Raw genomic sequence first — 19,742 nt, 5'->3', positions numbered from 1 at the left:
CAATTACTCTTCCGTTTCTCTATTTTGTGAATTGCGCTTTAAAGAAAAATGATTAGGAACTGGATCATACCCGCCCCGAACAAAGGGGTTACATCTCAAAATACGTGCACTGCCCATCAGGGTTCCCTTAATGATGCCAAATCGTTGAATCGCCTGCAATGAATAATTTGAACAAGTTGGATAGTACCGACAACTAGGCGGAAATAACGGTGAAATAAATCGTTGATATCCCCTTATTAAGCTCAAAAAAATCTGTTTCACTCGAGCCACCTACTTTACAAGAAAAATCAAATTACGAATTGTTGTAATTAAACTCAGAAAAAAACTACTTGCCGTGTAGCCAAGCGCAACCGACAATAAAACAATTAATACCCTCGCTTGTTCTGGATATTTTCCCATAAATTTATAAAATGGAATTGCTTGGAGCGCCCAAAACGAAACCGCAATAAAAAACAGGTAACATATTAAAGTTAAAACCGATTGAATTCCTAACATAATTTCTCCTTATACACGTTCTCTATTGTACCAAAAATTAGCAACAAAAGTTTTGAAGAAATTCAAAAGTTTATTAAGCGGCATAACTTACTTCATTTTTTCATATACTCAGCATCTAAAGTAAAAATAGGATTTATTTTTTTGTTTCACTTCAAAACAAAAATCCTGCGATAAATTATCGCAGGATTAATAGAACTTACATATTAACTTCCTAATAACTACTAATGTTTAGAAACATTAATTCGGTTAATTGCTCGACGAAGTGAAATCTGAGCACGACGAAGTTCACTATTATCGTGGACTTGTTGTGCTTTACGGATTGTCTCTTCAGCACGTTTACGTGCGCTTTCAGCACGAGCAACATCAATGTCAGATTCGTTTTCTGCAGTATCTGCTACAATAGTTGCAACGTTACCTGAGAACTCAACAAACCCACCATTAACTGCTACCGCATCCTCAATGTCACTATGCTTAATTCGAACTTCATCAATTGATAGTGAGGCAATTACAGGAACGTGATTGGGTAGAATCCCCAACTGACCATCTTTAGTTTTGACGACTAACATCGAAACTTGATCATTCTCATAAACCTGTCCATCAGGAGTCACAATACTAACTGTTAATACTGAACTATCAGCCAATTAGATCCCCTCCTTATGCGTTTGCGTCACTATTAAGTTTTTTAGCCTTTTCAAGAACATCCTCAATTGGTCCAACCAAACGGAAAGCCTCTTCAGGAACATCATCGTACTTACCATCCAAAATTCCCTTGAAGCCCTCAATCGTCTTATCAACAGGAACATACGAACCTGGTTGACCAGTAAATTGAGCAGCAACGTTGAAGTTTTGTGATAGGAAGAACTGAATACGACGAGCACGAGCAACAATTGTTTGTTCCTCGTCAGAAAGTTCATCCATACCTAAAATTGAGATAATATCTTGCAATTCTCGGTAACGCTGTAATACGTGTTGAACCTCTGTAGCAACATCATAATGTTCCTGACCAACAATTTCTGGATCCAAGGCAGTTGACGTTGAAGCCAACGGATCAACAGCTGGATAGATACCTTGTTGTGTTAGGCTACGTTCCAAGTTGGTTGTAGCATCCAAATGGGCAAACGTAGTAGCAGGAGCAGGATCAGTATAATCATCAGCAGGAACATAAACAGCTTGAATAGATGTAACTGAACCCTTCTTCGTAGATGTAATACGTTCTTGAAGTTGTCCCATTTCAGTAGCCAAAGTTGGTTGATAACCAACGGCTGAAGGAATACGACCAAGCAAAGCAGAAACTTCTGATCCAGCTTGTGTAAAGCGGAAAATGTTATCAATGAACAAGAGCACATCTTGTCCCTGAACATCACGGAAATATTCAGCAATTGTCAGTCCTGTAAGGGCAACTCGCATACGAGCCCCAGGCGGCTCGTTCATCTGACCATAGACCATGGCCGTACGCTCAAGAACTCCGGATCCCTTCATTTCAAAGTATAAGTCATTACCTTCACGGGTACGTTCACCAACACCGGTAAAGACTGAGATACCATTATGTTCTTGCGCAATATTGTGAATCAATTCTTGAATTAAAACGGTTTTACCAACACCGGCGCCACCAAAGAGACCAATCTTACCACCACGAATGTAAGGGGCAAGTAAATCAATAACCTTGATACCCGTTTCAAGAATTTCAGTACTTGGATTCAATTCATCATAAAGCGGAGGCTCACGGTGAATTGGATCACGCTTGATATCAGAACCAAGCTCATCGCCACCGTCAATTGTTTCTCCTAAAACATTGAATACACGTCCCAAAGTTTTATCACCAACAGGAACTTCAATTGAAGTTCCTGTATCTTCAACTTCGAGGCCACGCTGCAACCCTTCAGTACCATCCATCGCGATCGTTCTAACGACCCCATCACCAAGTTCAATAGTAACTTCGGTCACAAGGAATGAACCATCAGACTTTTTAATACGTAAAGCATTGTTGATAGCAGGTAATTGTCCGTCTAGGGGAAACTCAACGTCGATAACTGGTCCAATAACTTGAACAACTTTACCAGTACTCATATCGTTAAATTCCTCTCATAAAATAATTAGTCAAGTGCAGCCATACCACCAGTAATTTCGGTGATCTCGGTTGTAATAGCACTTTGTCTTGCACGATTATATTGTAATTCTAACGAAGCAATTAAATCACTTGCGTTATCTGATGCAGACTTCATTGCAGACGAACTTGAAGCATGTTCAGCCGTCTTAGCATCCAAAATTGCACCATAAACCAGACTCTCAGCATACTGAGGAAGAATATCACCAAGCAATACTTCCGGTGATGGTTCGGTATCATATTCCGCACTCAACTGAACTTCAGCTGTATTATCAGAATTGGTACCCAATACGTCATCACCAATTGGAAGCATCTTAGTTGAACGAAAATGATTAGAAAGACGGTTAACGAAATGATTGTAACAAACAAACAATTCGTCAAATTTTTCTTCCGAATACATTCTAGTAACTGTTTTCACAATTTCTCGAACCTCATTAAAAGTTGGAACATCGCTAACTCCACGATATTCATATGCAACTTCAACTCCGCGATTTTTGTAAAAATCAGCTCCAGTTCCTCCAACTGCCAAAACAACAGAATCTTTTTCACTATGTCCCTGTTGCTTCATGAAATCATTAGTTTGCTTGATAACATTACTGTTATAAGAACCAACAAGCCCACGATCCGAAGTGATTACTAGGTAAGCACTCTTTTTAACCGGACGTTGTCGTAAAAGATCAGCCGCAGAAATCTGGTCAGAATTAGAATGGCTTGCAGATCCCCCACTGATATTCATCAAATGTGACTTTGCAAGGTGAGCAACAATGCTTTCAACTTTTTGTGCATACACTTGGTATCCAACAGTATGTTTCTGAATTTGATTCAACTTAGCCGTAGAAACCATTTGCATCGCAGTAGTAATTTGGTTTGTCTTCCGCGTCGAATCAATTCGTCTTTTAACATCTTGTTCAGAAATCGCCATTCATTCTCACCACTTTTCCCTGTTATTAAAACTTTTCAACTATTCAGCAGTTGCACCAGCAGTTGGCTGGAAATGTTCAGCAAAATCACTGATTGCACTATCCAGCTTATCTGTATCAGGTAATGCCTTAGTCTCATGAATTTGATCTGTTAAATCCTTATGATTACTTGCAATATATTCAAATAATTCATCTTGGAAGCGTTGAATGTCATCAACTGGAACCTTATCTAAGAATCCATGTGTTAATGCATACAAGATCAAAACTTGGTTTTCAACAAGTAATGGTTTGTGTAATGGTTGTTTCAAAACTTCAACTGTGCGACGACCACGAGCTAACTTAGCTTGGGTAGCCGCATCCAAATCAGAACCAAATTGAGCAAATGATTCCAATTCACGATATGAAGCTAAATCCAAACGTAATGTACCAGCAACCTTCTTCATAGCTTTAATCTGGGCATCACCACCAACACGGGATACAGAAGTACCAGCATCAATAGCAGGACGAACACCAGAATTAAAGTAATCTCCATCAAGAAAGACCTGTCCATCAGTAATAGAAATAACATTAGTTGGAATATAGGCGGAAATGTCTCCCGCACGGGTTTCAACGAATGGCAAAGCAGTCATTGAACCCCCACCCAGTGCATCACTTAACTTAGCTGCACGTTCCAATAAACGTGAGTGAGTATAGAAAATGTCACCAGGATAAGCTTCACGCCCAGGCGGACGACGAAGAATCAAAGAAAGCTCACGATAAGCATCGGCTTGTTTTGAAAGATCATCATAGATAATCAAAACATGTTTGCCGTTATACATGAATTCCTCACCCATTGCAGCTCCAGCATAGGGTGCTAAATATAACATTGGAGCTGGTTCTGAAGGTCCAGCACTAACAACAATTGTATAATCCATTGCACCAAAACGACGCAATGTTTCTACTTGTGTACGTACTGTTGATTCTTTTTGCCCAATCGCAACATAAATACAAATCATATCTTGATCCTTTTGGTTCAAGATTGTATCAATTGCGATTGAAGTCTTACCAGTTTTACGGTCTCCGATAATCAATTCACGTTGTCCACGACCGATTGGAACCAAAGCATCAATAGCTTTAATACCTGTTTGAAGTGGTTGGTCAACTGATTTACGTTCCATAACACCTGGAGCCTTGTGTTCAATTGGACGTGTCTTGTCGGTTTGAATTACTCCTTTTCCATCGAGTGGTTCACCCAAGGGATTCACAACTCGACCGATCAAGGCTTCTCCCACTGGAACTTCCATAATACGACCAGTTCTCTTAACTGTATCACCTTCATGAATACCATCATAGCCACCCATGATAACAATACCGACGTCATTGGATTCAAGGTTTTGAACCATACCGTAAACGCCGTTTGAGAATTGGAGAAGTTCACCAGAAAGAGCATTATCTAAGCCATGAGCACGAGCAATACCATCACCAACATATGTAACGGTACCGGTTTCTTCAACATTAAGCTCTGCTTGGTAGTTGTCTAATTGTTCTTTGATTAGAGCACTGATTTCCTCAGCCTTAATGCTCATAAAAGTTTCACCTCTTTACAAATCACAAGCTAACTAAGTAGCTGTTGTTTGATTTGATTAATTTGCGTACTAATACTTCCATCATAAATCAGGCCATGTGATTCTAGAACAGCGCCACCGATGATTGAATCATCAACTTTACTATCCACAACCACTTTTTTGACACCAATTTTTTTTGCAAAGCCATCGGCAATCTGTTGCTTTTGATCATCTGTAATCTCAACAGCAGTTGTTAAATTGGCCCTAACAATTTGATGTTTCTCGTCAACCAAATTATCAAATTCATTGATAATTCCAACAATGTTGTTAACGCGACCATAGTCAAACGTCATTTGAATAAAATTCTTTACCAATGGTGAAGCATCTTTTTCAAGTTGCTCTACAATTGATCGCTTTTTATCATATGACAATAGCGCGTCAGACAACATACTTCCAAGATTAGGAACCGTCTGAAAAACCTTACGAAGTTCGTTTAATTCACTTTGAAGACCGTCAAGTTGGTCATGCTGTTCCGCTAATTCAAATAACGCCTTTGAATAACGTTTCGCAATTGTGAGATTATCTAGACTCATTTGACTTCCCCAACCCTTCAATATAAGAATCGATCAAACCTTTTTGGCTTTCAGAGTTCAATTCCTTCTTCATAAGCTTGGAAGCAATCTCAATAGACAACGATGCAACGTCATCTTTAGCACTCTTCAATGCATCATCACGTTGTTGGTCAATGTCACGCTGGGCATTTTCCTTCAACAACTGAGCATCTTTTTGAGCATCAGAAATGATTTGTCCCCGTTGCTTATTTCCACTATCTTTGGCGTTACTAATAATGTTAGTAGCTTCAGCTTGTGAATTATCAAGTTCTTGTTTACGTTGCGCAGCAAGTTCTTGAGCATCTTTACGAGCATTTTCAGCAGAATCCATGTCATTAGCGATACGATCTGCACGCTCTTTAAGCATTGCATTAACCGGGTTCCAAGCAAACTTAGCAATTAAAGCCATCAAGACTAAGAAACAAATTGCGTAGAATAGCATATCACCAACGTACAAGCTAGCGCCTAGTGTTAATTGTGAAAACATCTATTGACACCTCCTTCTTTTCCTTTTTAATTCGATATTAACTACTTGTTCATGACAAGCAAGGAAACAACGAAGGCAATGATTGGCATAGCTTCAACAAGACCAACACCAATAAACATATTAGTTCTCAATTGACCAGATAGTTCTGGTTGGCGTGCCATACCTTCCAACATCTTTGAAATAACGATACCGTTACCGATACCACCACCAATAGCTGCACCAGCCATGGCGATTCCAGCAGCAATAGCTCCCATGTTAAAATCCTCCTATAATTATGTGTCGATTATTCCTCAGGCTGAACCTTTTGAGAAATATATACCGTCGTTAGGGTAACAAATACGAATGCTTGGATACTTCCGATAAAGACTGAGAATCCTTGCCAAAGTAACTCAAGCGGAATAGCAAATATTACCGTGGTAATTCCGTGGGAAAAAGCGAATCCTCCGATTGTTTTCAGAAGCATTTCACCCGCAAAAATATTACCAAAAAGACGTAATCCCAATGTCAAGAAATTGGTAAACTCTTCAAAAACACTGATTGGTAACCAAAACTTGAATGGAGATAAATACGTACTCTTAAAATACTCCTTGAAGCCTAGTTTAGAAACTCCAGAGAAATGAGCCATCATTACCGTCATTAACGCTAACGTCATTGTTACAATTGGATCCGCAGTTGGACTCTTTAAAATATCACCACTCGGACCTTCGATATTAATGAACAATCCCATCTGATTAGATACAAAGATAAACAAAAATAGCGTAAACGCGTAAAGACCGTAGTTCGATGCTTCATCACCCGAAATTGAACCACGCACAATACCATTAGTAAAGTCCATAATCCATTCCAATACATTCTGTTTCCCAGTTGGTTTTAATTGCAAATTACGCGATAACCAAAATACCAAAAGAAAAACAACTAAACTTGCAAGTAACCCAGAGACAATATTGACGTAACTAAAAGTTAACCCAAGAAATTTGAATGTAGCAACTGGATTACCTCCCACATAAATCACCCCTTTCTATCAAAAATAAAAAGCAATCACCTAAACAACTGCAATATATGTTATTCAAATAAGCGACGCCCACTTGAAATACATCTGAAATCATACCACCAAACATCAGAAAATACAAAAAAAATACGGTATTATCAATGCTTTTAATGGTACCGCTTTATTGTCCCATATTATCAACTTTATAAATAATTAAACACATTAAAAAAATATTTTTTTATTAAAGTATAATTTCTTTACGACTGCTCATTATTTTTCAATCTAAATCCTAGTGGATATAAGCATTTTCACTTTAAGGCTTAATTAAACAAGATTTAACTACCTATTTGTCTTAAATATACGAATAATCGATGCTTTTATTACATGCACTGAGCCGTTTCATTTCAATTATGATTTCCTTCTAAATTTACTTCATAAAAAAACACCAACTAAGAAATCTCAATCGGTGTTTAACATTTAAATTATTTAAATAACTTACTTAGTACCAAATAAACGGTCTCCCGCATCGCCTAAACCAGGCACAATATAACCATCATCATTAAGCTTTTCATCAAGTGCAGCTGTATAAATATCAATATCTGGGTGTGTCTCACGTAGAGCTTCGACACCTTCTGGAGCAGCTACCAAACAACAGAACTTAATATCACGAGCTCCGCGCTTCTTCAAAGCATCGACAGCCATGATTGCTGATCCACCGGTTGCTAACATAGGATCCACAACAAAGATCTGACGTTCGCTAATATCACTTGGCAACTTAACAAAATACTCAGTTGGCTTTAATGTTTCTTCGTCACGATACATTCCAATATGACCAATTCTTGCAACTGGTAACAATTCTGCCATTCCATCAACCATTCCTAATCCTGCGCGTAGGATCGGTACAATGGCAACCTTCTTACCAGAAATTTGCTTCTTGATTGTCTTACCCATAGGCGTTTCAACCTCAACATCCTGTAATGGCATGTCACGCGAAACCTCATATGCCATTAAGGTAGAGATTTCGTTAACTATCTCACGGAACTCCTTAGTACTACAATTCTTATCTCGAATCAATGTTAATTTATGTTGAATCAACGGATGATCTAAAACCTCAAACTTGCCCATGAACAAAATTGCTCCCTTCAATTGTCTTTATCCATTCTAGCGAAAAAAAAGCTAAAAAACTAGACTTAAATTGGATAACGATCAGTTATTTGAAAAACATTTAATTTAATTTGATCCAAAACTTCTGGTTTGTCAGCATTATGAATTGCTTTGATGATTAATTTAGCAACTTCCTGACAATCTACTTCCTTAAATCCACGAGTCGTTATTGCTGGCGTTCCAATTCGAATTCCACTAGTTTTAAAGGGACTTAACTTTTCATCAGGTATCGCCTCTTTATTAGTGGTTATAAATACAGAATCTAACAAATTTTGTACTTCTTTCCCATTTAATCCGGTCTTAGTGAGATCGACTGTCATTAAGTGGTTGTCCGTACCACCGGATACAACATGTAAATCCTCTTCTTGTTCAAAAACCTTAGCCATAGCTTGGGCATTTTTAAGAACTTGTTGCGCATACTCTTCAAAATCAGGTCGCAGTGCCTCACCGAATGCAACAGCTTTAGCAGCAATCACATGTTCCAACGGTCCGCCCTGGTTTTGCGGAAACACAGCAAAATTTAGCTGTTTTGCATATTTTTCTTGTGATAAAATTAGGCCACCTCTAGGTCCTCTCAACGTTTTATGCGTTGTTGAGGTTACAACATCAGCGATTCCAACTGGTGATGGGTGCAAACCTGTCGCCACTAATCCAGCAATATGAGCCATATCCACCATTAAATATGCACCAACTTCATCAGCAATATTGCGAAACTTCTGCCAATCAATTACTCGACTGTACGCGGAGGCTCCAGCAACAATTATTTGTGGCTTTTCTCGCAACGCTATTTGTCTGATTGCTTCATAGTCGAGTTCTTCTGTAACAGGATCAACCCCATAACTTGCGGATTGATAAAAGGTACCACTAAAGCTCACCTTCGCTCCATGGGTCAGATGTCCCCCAGCATTTAAATCCATTCCTAAAATTTTATCACCAGGTTTGATAAACGCTGCATATGCAGCAGCATTGGCTTGCGAACCCGAATGTGGTTGAACGTTAGCATATTCTGCCCCAAATAACTTCTTAGCTCGATCAATTGCAAGGTGTTTCTCTAGATCAATGAATTCACAACCACCGTAATATCGCTTCCCAGGATAGCCCTCCGCATACTTATTAGTCAAAACGCTACCTTGTGCTGCTCTAACACCATCTGAAACGATATTTTCTGAAGCTATCAATTCAATATTATGCTGTTGTCGTATTTCTTCGCGCCCAATTGCATCCCATAGTTCTTGATCTTGAAGTTTATAATCCATTCGAATTCCTCCTTGGCCTAATCCACTAAATCAACTAAGTATTGCTTTCCAGCCGATTTCTCTAATCGATTCATGTAAGCAATCCCTAATCCAATTTTAACAAATTCCGGGGCAAAAATGATTTTAATTTTATTATTACCGTCCAAAAGACGTAATCCATCAAAAAGTCGATGAGACGCATCCTGTATAGAGTTTCCCATTCCAAAGTAGGAAACGTTGCTTTGCTCAAAATCAGACTGCAGTTTGTCGGGAGCCATTATTCCAAATTGCTGATCAGGATGTTTTAAGATCCATTCTTTGACTTTTAACCACTCATCGCTGCCTACAATATACACTTGCGCATTTGGTGCATAGTGTTTATATTTCATCCCAGGTGCCTTGGGAGTTTCATTTTTCCCAACCTTATGATGGTCGGTTTGTATCTCACCGATCACTGATTCAATCTGCTCAACAGTAACCGCTCCTGGTCTTAAGATAGCAGGAATTTTAGTGGAAACGTCAATTACAGTAGACTCAACTCCAATTCTGGTTTCACCGTCATCAAGCACACCGGCAATTTTTCCATCCAAGTCGTGTAAAACGTGTTCTGGCTTAGTAGGACTTGGCTTACCTGAAGTATTTGCTGATGGTCCTACTAAAGGAACGCCGGCGGCCTTGATTAAATCAATTGTTTCCTTATTATCCGGATTGCGAAAAGCCGCTGTGGTTAAGCCACCTGTCACAACTTTATCAAGACTTCCTGGCTTAATTGGCAAAATTATCGTTAATGGCCCTGGCCAAAAACGTTTCATTAGATTGTAGGCATTCTTATTAATTTCTGCTAACTCTTCAACCGTTTTAATATCAGCAACATGTACAATTAATGGATTATCCGAGGGACGCCCCTTTGCTTCAAACACCTGATTAACTGCCTGAACGTTGGTCGCATCTGCTCCCAATCCGTATACTGTTTCCGTTGGAAATGCAACCAGCTTACCTTCTTTAATTGCTTTAGCTGCCTCTTTTATGTCCTGTTTTGTATACAACTTACTCATTCAAAAAGATCCCTTCTTAAAGATGAACAACCAATAACCGATCATTGCCGCTCATGTCTTTTTTTATTTGTATCTGTGCTCCTGGCAATTTATTTTGATAAAATTCTCGCAATTTAATACCCTGCTTATATCCAATTTCACAAACTAAATACCCCCCGGATTTCAAATGACTTTTCAGTTGCAATGCGATCTGTTTGTACCAATATAAGCCATCATCTTTTGCAAACAAGGCCATTTGGGGCTCATTATCAATGACCGACTGATCCATCGCGTCGATCTCGTTTTCTGATATGTACGGAGGGTTACTAACAATTAGATCATACTTGTCATTCTGGACTGGTTCAAACAACGATCCCAACCTAAAATCAACTTCTGTTTTAAAGGACTGTGCATTAATCCGAGCTACATCTAAGGCATCTTTAGAAATATCCACTGCTGTTACCATCCAAGTAGGCTTTTCTAACTTTAAAGTGATCGCGATATCACCACTTCCAGTCCCGATATCAAGAACTTCGCTATTAATAGGAAGTTGGGTATCTTTTAGAACGGTTTCTATCAATTCTTCAGTATCCATTCTAGGAATAAGAACGCGCTCATCGACATAAAACTGTCTTCCATAAAAGGATGCTAAATTTGTTACATATTGAACCGGTCTACCACTTCCAACTTCGGCAACTTTTTTTTGAAAGGTTGTCCACTCTACTAAGGGCATTTCTTCACGATAATGCATAATTAACTCTGAGTGCGTCCAATTATGCTGATCCAAAATTAATAGTTCTCCAGAATACTCGTCCTGATGGTGTTTTTTTATAAACAAAGAAGCCCATTGCAGGGCTTCAAAATAGGTTGGATTATTCATTACGCAATTGTTCCATTTTCTTAGCCTGATCGTCTAAAATGAGCGCATTAATAATATCATCAAGCTCACCATTCATTACACGATCTAACTTATTTAACGTTAAACCAATTCGATGGTCCGTTACTCGATTTTGTGGAAAGTTATAGGTTCTAATACGTTCAGAACGATCCCCGGTACCGACAGCATTCTTTCGCTCTTCATTATACGCATCAGTTTCTCGGGTTTGATAATAATCGTAAACACGTGCTTTCAAAATACGTATTGCTTTTTCCCGATTTTGCTGTTGTGAACGCTCATCTTGCATTGCAACAACGATCCCAGTTGGCAAATGAGTCATTCGAACTGCAGAAGACGTCTTATTGATATGCTGCCCACCAGCACCAGACGAACGATAAACATCTGTCCGAATATCTTTAGCGTCAATATCAATATCTACATCTTCGGCTTCTGGCATCACACCCACCGTAGAAGTAGACGTGTGAACTCGCCCAGCGGATTCAGTAACAGGAACTCGCTGAACGCGATGAGCACCATTTTCAAATTTCAGTTTGGAATATACACTCTTACCAGAAATCATCAACACGATTTCTTTAAAGCCCCCGACGTCCGTTGGCGTTTCATCAACTACTTCAACTGTCCATCCTTGTGTTTCAGCATATCGACTATACATATTATATAAGTCTGCTGCGAAAAGACTGGCTTCATCTCCACCGGCTGCTCCATGAATTTCCATGATAATATTTTTATCATCATTAGGATCGGTTGGTAACATCAAAACTTTTATATCTTCTTCTAGCTGATCTTTTTTCCCATGTAAATCAGCTAGCTCTGCCTTAACCATACTATCCATTTCAGGATCAAGCTTTTCACGCTGTAATTCTTCATTTTCACTGATTTGATCTACAACTTCACGATACTGTTTGTATTTTTCAACTGTTTCTCGAATATCGCCCTCTTCTTTTGAGAGCTCTGTATATTTTTGTGAATCTGCTAAAACTTCTGGATCCGCTAAAAGTTCACTTAGTTCTTCGTAGCGATCTGCGACTGCTTGAACTTTATCTATAAAATTGTCCATTTATTTACTCCTTTGTTGCTTCCATTAGTGGATTGAAATAGTGACGCCGACACACAGGATAATAAGCCTCATTGCCACCAATTTGAACTTGCTCACCTTCATAAACTGGTTTGCCATTACTAACTCGTAAGTTCATTTCAGCTTTGCGTTTACAAAACCAGCAAATTGTTTTCATTTCCGCCAATTTATCTGCGTATAATAAAAGATACTTACTTCCTTCAAATAGTTCATTCATAAAATCATTTTTTAATCCATAAGTCATGACCGGAATATCCAGGTCGTCAACCACTTTAGCTAACTCTAAGATGTGATGCTTTTTTAAAAATTGCGCTTCATCAATTAGTACACAAGCTGCGTCATCGTTGTTTTTTTTAACCATCTCTAAAACGTTAGAATCATCAAAAATAGGAAGTGCATCTCGTCGTAACCCAATTCGACTTGAAATCTCGCCAACCTTAGTCCGATTATCGATTCCACTTGTCATTAAAATGACCTGCTTATTTTGCTCCTCATAATTATGAGCAACCTTTAAAATCTCAATCGACTTTCCACTATTCATTGCACCGTAGTGAAAAAATAACTGTGCCATTACGGATACCTCCCTTATGTATAATCTCCAATATTCAAGTATAGCGGAATTGATAAAAAATTTCATTAGTTGCTTATGCCAAGTTTTTATTAAACGGAATACATAAGCTTCCCTTTTCAGAGATTTCAGCTTAAAATGAATACTTAGATATTTTAAACTTGGAGGAATCACATGTCGCTTAAGAGTTCATTTGCTAAATTTGCTGGAAAATCTTCTTACTGGTTTTTACACACTTTTCGTTCTGGTGGAAGTTCTTTTCCCGGAAAAATTACCACAAAAATCGATCCTGATATTTTAAAAAGTTTGGGTAAAGACTATGATGTCATTGTCATTACTGGTACAAACGGAAAAACTCTAACAACCGCTCTCACTGTCAAAGTTTTACGCCAAAAGTACGAACACGTATTAACAAATCCAACTGGTTCAAATATGGAACAAGGTATTGTCACAACATTTTTAACTGATCACAAAACCAAAAATGGTAAAAATTTGGCAATTCTTGAGGTTGATGAAGCAAATGTCATTAAAGTCACTAAATATATCAAACCACTCGCGTTTGTTTTTACCAATATTTTTCGGGACCAAATGGATCGCTATGGTGAAATTTATACAACATACCAAAAGATATTGGACGGCGTGGCATTAGCTCCGGAAGCTACTATAATTGCCAACGGTGATATGCCAATCTTCAATTCCAAAAAATTACCTAATCCAATTATTTATTATGGCTTTAATGATCGTCCAGATGGTGAACTACGTGCCCATTATAATACAGACGGTGTGCTCTGTCCGGTCTGCCAACATATCATCCATTACAAGTTTATTACCTATAGTAATCAGGGAAAATATTACTGTCCAAACTGTGGATGGCATCGCCCAGAGTTGCGTTACCAAGTCACTGCGCTCTCTAAGCTAACACCTAATAATTCAAAGTTCTTTATTGATGGTAGCAACTTTAACATTCATATTGGTGGGCTTTATAATATCTACAATGCGCTGGCAGCATATTCCGTGGGTAAGTTTATGGGAGTTTCAACTTCTGCAATTCAAAAAGCCTTAAATGATCCTGATGAACGTGTCTTTGGTCGTCAAGAACAGATTAATGTTGATGGTAAAGAAGTCACAATTGTATTAGTTAAGAACCCAGTTGGACTAAACCAAGTCATTGATATGGTTGGTACCGAAACTGAACCATTTTCGTTTGTCGGTCTTTTAAATGCTAACTACGCCGATGGTCTTGACACGAGTTGGATTTGGGACGGTAACTTTGAAAAATTAACAACGATGAATATTAAGCAATATGTAACCGGCGGAGAGCGCTATAAAGATATTACTTTCCGCTTAAAAGTTGCTGGGGTTCAAGATAACCAGCTTGAAACCTACAATAATTTAAAAGATGCAGTTGCAAATATTAAGAATTTACCCACAAAACGCGTTTATGTTTTCGCAACTTACACAGCTATGTTACAATTGCGCAAACAATTAGCAACAGATGGTTACATCAAGGAGGGAATCGCATAATGGCATATGAACTAAATGTAGCGCATTTATATGGCGATCTACTGAACACATATGGTGATAATGGTAACCTGTTAGCTTTGGGCTACTATGCAAAACAAATGGGAGTCGAGCTAAAAACCACCGTCATTTCTTTAGACGATAAATTTGACCCATCGGATTGGGACATTGTCTTTTTTGGTGGGGGACAAGATTTTGAACAATCCATCGTATCAAAAGATATTCAAAACAAAAAAGAAGACCTTACAAGCTACATTGAAGATGGTGGCCCGATGCTTGCAATCTGTGGTGGTTACCAATTATTAGGTCACTATTATATTGGTGCTGATGGCGAAAAAATCAAGGGCATTAGTGCCTTAGATCACTATACACTGAGCCAAGACAACAATCGTTTTATCGGCGATATCGTAATTAAGAATCCCGACAGTGGTGATGAATATCACGGCTTTGAAAATCATAACGGAATGACTTTCTTAGGTGAAGGAGAAAAGCCCCTTGGAATCGTCGAAGAAGGTCACGGTAACAATGATAAGGACAACTCTGAAGGTGTTGTTTATAAGAACGTTTATGGCTCTTACTTCCACGGCCCAATTCTTACCAGAAACGGAAACCTTGCAAAAAAGATTCTATTAACAGCGCTAAAGAGAAAATATCCAGATGCTGATCTATCAAAACAGGAAGCATTGGAGATTCAGCCTACTTTCTAATGTTAATTCAATAAAATAAAACAAGCCTAATGATGCTGTTTCATCCATCGTTTAGGCTTGTTTTTTTATAAAGAGTTACCATTTTTATTCGTCAACACTATTGTCAGGAGTTCATAATTCTTACAGTTTTTTTGCAGAATATTTCTATGCATTAAGCAATTCATCCCAACGTTCAGCCAATAATTCTCGGCCAAAATCTTTTGTTGAATTCGAATAAGCTTGGTCGCTAAATTGCTGTAGTAACTCTTTATCATCGAGTAATTCTAAAATTGCCTTGGCAAACGTAGTTAGATCACCATCTTTAATCAAGAGACCATCTACCCCGTTTTTTACTATTTCTTTTGGTCCATAATGATCATCAAAAGTCACAACTGGGACACCATGCCCCAATGCATCAACCATGGCTATTGGCATTGCGTCCGAATGATTTGCACTAATAAATAATTGGGCACTATCGTACACTTCATCTAGGCTTTGCTGATATCCCTTAATTGTAATTTTTCCGTCTAACTTTAAACTGCTGATCAATTCTTTCAAGCCATCCACATAGTCCTTATCGCCATAACCATATATGTCGAGTGAAGTATTTGAATTTGCATATTCAACAATTGAAAATGCACGAATAATTTGGTCAATTTTCTTTTCTTCACCTAAACGCCCGACAAAAATCAGCTTGTTTTCTATTCGATTTTTAACCGGAATGCGAGCACCGCTTTGTTCTGGAACATATGCACCCGGTAATACATAAACTGGAATTTTAGGCTGCTTTAGATTCTGCAATAAATCCGATCGCTGGGCGTTAGTCATCACAATAATCCCAGATAGCTCATGTAATCTCTTTTTGAGGGCAACTTCATACACTGGATCAATCGGACCACTTAATTGGTTAGACCGTTCTACTGAATGCAAAATTGGCAATGATAAATACTTCCTAGCTGGTGTTGCCATATTTAACATTGGCAAGTTTGTTTCTGCGGGCCGGTCAGCAATAAACGTTTGATTTTTCCCTTCAGATTTATTCAATTCATCTAAAAAGAACGTAAAAATTTCGTCTAAATTATCAAAATTATAATCTTGACCCTTATAGTCGATTAGTTTAAGCAAGGAAACAACCGTGCCACCTTCGCTATTTTGCATATAATATTCCTCAAGTGCTTTTTTACCATTCACCTTATAAAAGGCTTTAAATACTGGTTCCCCAGTTGGAGTGAAATATTCGTCCATTGATTTAAAACCACGCCAATCAAAGTGCTCCCGCATAGCAGTATGTCCAAATTCGTCATAATAATTTATATAATCAACTCGACCAACCGTACCGGGCAAGAAATAAACATCGGCCATAATATGGTCTTCATCACTTACACGACTGAAATTGGCACCTTGCTCTACAGCATATTGATGTGCAAAATCTAAATCAGTAGTACGCAAATACTTTTCTTCAACCGCCTGAGTCTCTTGAAAAAAATCATACATATTAATCACATCTGTATCGGCGATTTTTAATAGATCAAGATTATGGTGAAGTGATGGATTATAGTCACGAGTAACAATTTTAGCCGGAATATCAGCGTCTTTTAAAAGACGTAGTCGATTTATTTCAGCAAACTCAACGCCTGAGTTAAGTTCCATTAAATATTGATTTAACATGTAAATCATACAAAATCCCCCTATTTCTGCGTATCGAAAAATTTCTTAGCATCCTGATCTAAAACTTGCCAATCTTTCCAGATAGCTGCTTCACTGAATCTTTCTCGATTCTTATAAGCTGCTTCACTATATTGCTTTAGCTTTTTATCATCGCCAAGTAGTTCCATCAGCGCATCAGCAAAAGCTTTGTAATCACCGGATTTAATTAGTGTACCGCTTATTCCGTCTTGGATAATATCTGATGGGCCATACGGAATATCATAGGAGACAACAGGGAGACCATGCGACTGTGCCTCAAGAACAGCTAGCGCAAATCCTTCTACCGAGCTTGTAAGAGTGGAAATTTGTGCCTTATCCATTTCAGCACCGATATTGTCACTATACCCCTTGAACTTAACCGAATCATTCAGTTTTAATTGTGAAACCTGTTCCTTTAGTTTTTTATCCGTTTCTCCATCACCATATCCCCAAAAATCTAACGAAGCTTCTGGAAACTTTTCATGAACAATCTTAAAGGCATTTAGTAGATGATCTAACCTTTTTTCTGGAAAAAGGCGAGCTACAACAATTATTTTCCCAGGTACACGATTTTCAAACTTTACTTTCGGTTCTTCTATCAAGTCATTGGGTACAATTCCAACCGGAATAGTGTAAATTGGCGTTACGTCTGAATCAAAACGTGCCTTCATATCAGCTGTTTGATGTGGCGTAGAATCAATAATACCATTCCAATATTTAAAGTTTCGAAGTGAAAAATCAAAATTATTATTCAGGAGTTTATCTTGTGGGTTATAGGGATCAGACGTGTGGGCGCTATGCAAAAACAGCACCCGATATGCCTTGGTTTCCATATGTAAGAGTCCCCACTCTGTTTCTGCGGAACGATCAGCAATAAACACGTTTTTACCATCATCAACTTTGTTTATTTCATCAAAAAGGAAACGTTGAAATCCATTTAACCCATTAAATTCATAATCTTTACCTTGATAGTCAACAATTCGTAATAAAGAGTTTTTTATTTCACCCTGTCCATCATTAAAATAAAATGATTCATATACTAGTTTTCCTGAAGGAGTAAAAATTTGTTCAACACTAGTTGCCCCCGTTGGATTATGAATTTCAGCAATTGACATAAAACCACGACGATCATATCGTTCACGTTTTAGTAAGTTGTTAGCATAATCGTAATACTCTACACTAGAAACTTGATCAGATTGGTCTTCCCACATTTTAATTTTCATTGCCAACCGATTACGATGATCAGTTACCACAAATTCATCATTCACTTTTTTCATCGTAGTGCCTTCAGGTCGTTTAATATCCTTGGCAGTGAGAGCTTTAGCCTCAAAATCGCCAGATCCTTGCAAAAACTCAAACAGGTTCAGATGATTCTTTTCATCAATTCCCGCGATTTTAAGGTTTCGATGTAAATCAAGTTCAAAATTACGCGTTACGATTTTATTGGGCACGTTATAACTATTGAACAAGTGAACACGCTTTATTTGAGCATGCTCAATACCAGATTTGTTAATAGGCATAGTTGTATTTAAAAAATAATACATATTCGAGTTCCAATCCTTTCTAGTTTGATGTTAACAGTATGAATTATACCTTATTTACCTCAGCGAAATCATTCTGGCCTCTATTATTTTGAGCAAATAAAATTTCATTATTGTTAATCAATAATTATAAAAAGCAACGCAAAATTTGGATTTGCGTTGCTTTTCTGACTGATCTTAGACTACTTTCCAGGAGCACTTACAATTATGGATAATGTCCCATCCAAACTGTATTCTTTTACCTGACTTGGCAAGATAAAATGTTGTCCCTTTTTCAAAGGATATGTAGTACCCTCAACGGTAATCTTTCCTTCACCATCCAAAACTGAAAACAGGCGATAGGGATCATCATTTTTAAAACTGGCGGTACCATTCTTCAAAACAACCTTTTGCACCGTAAAATACTTAGAAATAGGTGGTTGTACAAAGGTTGTTACTATTGCATCGCCGACCTTACTTTCTGTAATGTCTAACTTAGGATCTGTATGAGGTACTGTTGTTACGTCGATTGATTGTTGTAAATGTAACTCACGTTTTTTTCCAGTTGCAGCTTCAACTCGATCAAAATCGTACAAACGATATGTCGTATCACTGCTTTGTTGAGTTTCCAGAACCATGATACCCTTGCCTAAAGCATGGATTGTTCCACTTGGTACATAATAGAATTCTCCTGCCTTAACTGGAATTTTTCGTAAAAGCTTATCCCATTTACCATTGTTAATCCAATCAGCCAGTTCTTCGCGATTCTTAGCATTGTGCCCGTAGTAAAGTTCAGCACCTGGCTTTGCTGAAATAATGTACCAACATTCTGTCTTCCCTAATTCATGTTCGTGTTCTTCAGCATATTTGTCATCAGGATGAACCTGAACAGATAAGTCGTCGTTAGCATCTAAAATTTTTGTAAGCAACGGAAAAACGTCACCCTTCGCATTACCGAACAGTTCTCGATGTTCTGCCCAAAGCTTATCCAAAGTTACACCAGCGTAATCTCCGTTCTCAACGGCTGCTGGCCCATGTGGATGTGCCGAAATAACCCAAGCCTCACCTGTGTGATCGCTAGGAATATCATATCCAAATTCCTTTTTTAAATTATCTCCACCCCAAATTTTTTCATGAAAAACTGGATTTAAAAACAATGGTTCAATCATCAATATCTCTCCTCACTTTCCAAATTACAACACTCAG

General features: G+C 38.1%; 21 protein-coding genes. 2 read left to right on the top strand and 19 right to left on the bottom strand.

Annotated elements, in window-relative coordinates; translation table 11 throughout:
- Positions 1 to 3: 3 nt before the first annotated feature.
- The 16 genes from yidD to PECL_RS03125 form a co-directional block, all read right to left on the bottom strand.
- Complete coding sequence (yidD, locus tag PECL_RS09835) at positions 4 to 261, bottom strand: membrane protein insertion efficiency factor YidD (RefSeq protein ID WP_014215159.1); 258 nt, start codon at positions 259 to 261, stop codon at positions 4 to 6.
- Positions 262 to 270: 9 nt separating this feature from the next.
- Positions 271 to 495, bottom strand: a complete 225-nt coding sequence (locus PECL_RS03195) for a DUF1146 family protein (RefSeq protein WP_014215158.1) — start codon at positions 493 to 495, stop codon at positions 271 to 273.
- A 221-nt stretch (positions 496 to 716) separates the two neighbouring features.
- Entirely contained in the window at positions 717 to 1,136 is a 420-nt protein-coding gene (locus PECL_RS03190; protein ID WP_014215157.1) for a F0F1 ATP synthase subunit epsilon, read from the bottom strand.
- 13 nt (positions 1,137 to 1,149) lie between these two features.
- A complete protein-coding gene (gene atpD / locus PECL_RS03185) occupies positions 1,150 to 2,562 on the bottom strand; it encodes a F0F1 ATP synthase subunit beta (RefSeq protein WP_014215156.1) in 1,413 nt (470 codons plus the stop codon).
- Between the two features lie 26 nt (positions 2,563 to 2,588).
- Positions 2,589 to 3,521, bottom strand: coding sequence for a F0F1 ATP synthase subunit gamma (locus PECL_RS03180; RefSeq protein ID WP_014215155.1), 933 nt, complete (start codon positions 3,519 to 3,521; stop codon positions 2,589 to 2,591).
- A 39-nt stretch (positions 3,522 to 3,560) separates the two neighbouring features.
- Positions 3,561 to 5,084, bottom strand: a complete 1,524-nt coding sequence (atpA, locus tag PECL_RS03175) for a F0F1 ATP synthase subunit alpha (protein WP_014215154.1) — start codon at positions 5,082 to 5,084, stop codon at positions 3,561 to 3,563.
- A 29-nt stretch (positions 5,085 to 5,113) separates the two neighbouring features.
- On the bottom strand, positions 5,114 to 5,656 hold the full coding sequence (gene atpH, locus PECL_RS03170) for an ATP synthase F1 subunit delta (protein ID WP_014215153.1): 543 nt from the start codon (positions 5,654 to 5,656) through the stop codon (positions 5,114 to 5,116).
- Positions 5,643 to 6,161 carry a F0F1 ATP synthase subunit B gene (atpF, locus tag PECL_RS03165; protein ID WP_014215152.1) on the bottom strand — a complete coding sequence of 173 codons (519 nt, stop codon included), beginning with the start codon at positions 6,159 to 6,161 and terminating at the stop codon, positions 5,643 to 5,645. The genes atpH and atpF overlap by 14 nt, the downstream gene beginning before the upstream one ends.
- 41 nt (positions 6,162 to 6,202) lie before the next feature.
- A complete protein-coding gene (gene atpE / locus PECL_RS03160; protein ID WP_014215151.1) occupies positions 6,203 to 6,415 on the bottom strand; it encodes a F0F1 ATP synthase subunit C in 213 nt (70 codons plus the stop codon).
- Positions 6,416 to 6,444: 29 nt separating this feature from the next.
- A complete protein-coding gene (atpB, locus tag PECL_RS03155) occupies positions 6,445 to 7,164 on the bottom strand; it encodes a F0F1 ATP synthase subunit A (RefSeq protein WP_014215150.1) in 720 nt (239 codons plus the stop codon).
- A 480-nt stretch (positions 7,165 to 7,644) separates the two neighbouring features.
- Positions 7,645 to 8,274: a uracil phosphoribosyltransferase gene (gene upp, locus PECL_RS03150; protein ID WP_014215149.1), complete on the bottom strand. Its 630-nt coding sequence runs from the start codon at positions 8,272 to 8,274 to the stop codon at positions 7,645 to 7,647.
- Positions 8,275 to 8,339: 65 nt separating this feature from the next.
- Positions 8,340 to 9,569 carry a serine hydroxymethyltransferase gene (gene glyA / locus PECL_RS03145; protein WP_014215148.1) on the bottom strand — a complete coding sequence of 410 codons (1,230 nt, stop codon included), beginning with the start codon at positions 9,567 to 9,569 and terminating at the stop codon, positions 8,340 to 8,342.
- A 17-nt stretch (positions 9,570 to 9,586) separates the two neighbouring features.
- Positions 9,587 to 10,603, bottom strand: coding sequence for an L-threonylcarbamoyladenylate synthase (locus PECL_RS03140; RefSeq protein WP_014215147.1), 1,017 nt, complete (start codon positions 10,601 to 10,603; stop codon positions 9,587 to 9,589).
- A 16-nt stretch (positions 10,604 to 10,619) separates the two neighbouring features.
- The gene (prmC, locus tag PECL_RS03135) at positions 10,620 to 11,462 is read right to left on the bottom strand and encodes a peptide chain release factor N(5)-glutamine methyltransferase (protein ID WP_014215146.1); all 843 of its coding nucleotides are present in this window, start codon (positions 11,460 to 11,462) and stop codon (positions 10,620 to 10,622) included.
- The gene (gene prfA, locus PECL_RS03130; RefSeq protein ID WP_014215145.1) at positions 11,455 to 12,537 is read right to left on the bottom strand and encodes a peptide chain release factor 1; all 1,083 of its coding nucleotides are present in this window, start codon (positions 12,535 to 12,537) and stop codon (positions 11,455 to 11,457) included. The genes prmC and prfA overlap by 8 nt, the downstream gene beginning before the upstream one ends.
- A 4-nt stretch (positions 12,538 to 12,541) precedes the next feature.
- A complete protein-coding gene (locus PECL_RS03125) occupies positions 12,542 to 13,126 on the bottom strand; it encodes a thymidine kinase (protein ID WP_014215144.1) in 585 nt (194 codons plus the stop codon).
- Positions 13,127 to 13,297: 171 nt separating this feature from the next.
- Here PECL_RS03125 and PECL_RS03120 point away from each other — a divergent pair, with 171 nt between their 5' ends.
- Entirely contained in the window at positions 13,298 to 14,647 is a 1,350-nt protein-coding gene (locus tag PECL_RS03120; protein ID WP_014215143.1) for a Mur ligase family protein, read from the top strand.
- On the top strand, positions 14,647 to 15,351 hold the full coding sequence (locus tag PECL_RS03115) for a type 1 glutamine amidotransferase (protein ID WP_014215142.1): 705 nt from the start codon (positions 14,647 to 14,649) through the stop codon (positions 15,349 to 15,351). The genes PECL_RS03120 and PECL_RS03115 overlap by 1 nt, the downstream gene beginning before the upstream one ends.
- A 144-nt stretch (positions 15,352 to 15,495) precedes the next feature.
- Here PECL_RS03115 and asp1 read toward each other — a convergent pair whose 3' ends face one another.
- From asp1 to manA, 3 genes are all read right to left on the bottom strand, one after another.
- Positions 15,496 to 17,007: an accessory Sec system glycosyltransferase Asp1 gene (gene asp1 / locus PECL_RS03110; RefSeq protein ID WP_014215141.1), complete on the bottom strand. Its 1,512-nt coding sequence runs from the start codon at positions 17,005 to 17,007 to the stop codon at positions 15,496 to 15,498.
- A gap of 11 nt (positions 17,008 to 17,018) precedes the next feature.
- Entirely contained in the window at positions 17,019 to 18,560 is a 1,542-nt protein-coding gene (locus PECL_RS03105) for a glycosyltransferase (protein WP_014215140.1), read from the bottom strand.
- A gap of 179 nt (positions 18,561 to 18,739) precedes the next feature.
- Complete coding sequence (gene manA, locus PECL_RS03100; protein WP_014215139.1) at positions 18,740 to 19,705, bottom strand: mannose-6-phosphate isomerase, class I; 966 nt, start codon at positions 19,703 to 19,705, stop codon at positions 18,740 to 18,742.
- Positions 19,706 to 19,742: the final 37 nt, after the last annotated feature.

Source organism: Pediococcus claussenii ATCC BAA-344 (assembly GCF_000237995.1).
Lineage (GTDB): Bacteria > Bacillota > Bacilli > Lactobacillales > Lactobacillaceae > Pediococcus > Pediococcus claussenii.
This window is presented reverse-complemented; position numbering and strand designations above follow the sequence as displayed.

Excerpts from the sequence above, each read along its gene's own strand:
- atpH (WP_014215153.1), bottom strand. The coding sequence starts at position 5,656 with ATGAGTCTAGATAATCTCACAATTGCGAAACGTTATTCAAAGGCGTTA.
- atpA (WP_014215154.1), bottom strand. The coding sequence starts at position 5,084 with ATGAGCATTAAGGCTGAGGAAATCAGTGCTCTAATCAAAGAACAATTA.
- PECL_RS03105 (WP_014215140.1), bottom strand. The coding sequence starts at position 18,560 with ATGTATTATTTTTTAAATACAACTATGCCTATTAACAAATCTGGTATT.
- prfA (WP_014215145.1), bottom strand. The coding sequence starts at position 12,537 with ATGGACAATTTTATAGATAAAGTTCAAGCAGTCGCAGATCGCTACGAA.
- PECL_RS03125 (WP_014215144.1), bottom strand. The coding sequence starts at position 13,126 with ATGGCACAGTTATTTTTTCACTACGGTGCAATGAATAGTGGAAAGTCG.
- atpD (WP_014215156.1), bottom strand. The coding sequence starts at position 2,562 with ATGAGTACTGGTAAAGTTGTTCAAGTTATTGGACCAGTTATCGACGTT.
- atpF (WP_014215152.1), bottom strand. The coding sequence starts at position 6,161 with ATGTTTTCACAATTAACACTAGGCGCTAGCTTGTACGTTGGTGATATG.
- PECL_RS03195 (WP_014215158.1), bottom strand. The coding sequence starts at position 495 with ATGTTAGGAATTCAATCGGTTTTAACTTTAATATGTTACCTGTTTTTT.
- PECL_RS03140 (WP_014215147.1), bottom strand. The coding sequence starts at position 10,603 with ATGAGTAAGTTGTATACAAAACAGGACATAAAAGAGGCAGCTAAAGCA.
- PECL_RS03115 (WP_014215142.1), top strand. The coding sequence starts at position 14,647 with ATGGCATATGAACTAAATGTAGCGCATTTATATGGCGATCTACTGAAC.
- upp (WP_014215149.1), bottom strand. The coding sequence starts at position 8,274 with ATGGGCAAGTTTGAGGTTTTAGATCATCCGTTGATTCAACATAAATTA.
- PECL_RS03120 (WP_014215143.1), top strand. The coding sequence starts at position 13,298 with ATGTCGCTTAAGAGTTCATTTGCTAAATTTGCTGGAAAATCTTCTTAC.
- asp1 (WP_014215141.1), bottom strand. The coding sequence starts at position 17,007 with ATGATTTACATGTTAAATCAATATTTAATGGAACTTAACTCAGGCGTT.
- glyA (WP_014215148.1), bottom strand. The coding sequence starts at position 9,569 with ATGGATTATAAACTTCAAGATCAAGAACTATGGGATGCAATTGGGCGC.
- prmC (WP_014215146.1), bottom strand. The coding sequence starts at position 11,462 with ATGAATAATCCAACCTATTTTGAAGCCCTGCAATGGGCTTCTTTGTTT.
- PECL_RS03180 (WP_014215155.1), bottom strand. The coding sequence starts at position 3,521 with ATGGCGATTTCTGAACAAGATGTTAAAAGACGAATTGATTCGACGCGG.
- atpE (WP_014215151.1), bottom strand. The coding sequence starts at position 6,415 with ATGGGAGCTATTGCTGCTGGAATCGCCATGGCTGGTGCAGCTATTGGT.
- manA (WP_014215139.1), bottom strand. The coding sequence starts at position 19,705 with ATGATTGAACCATTGTTTTTAAATCCAGTTTTTCATGAAAAAATTTGG.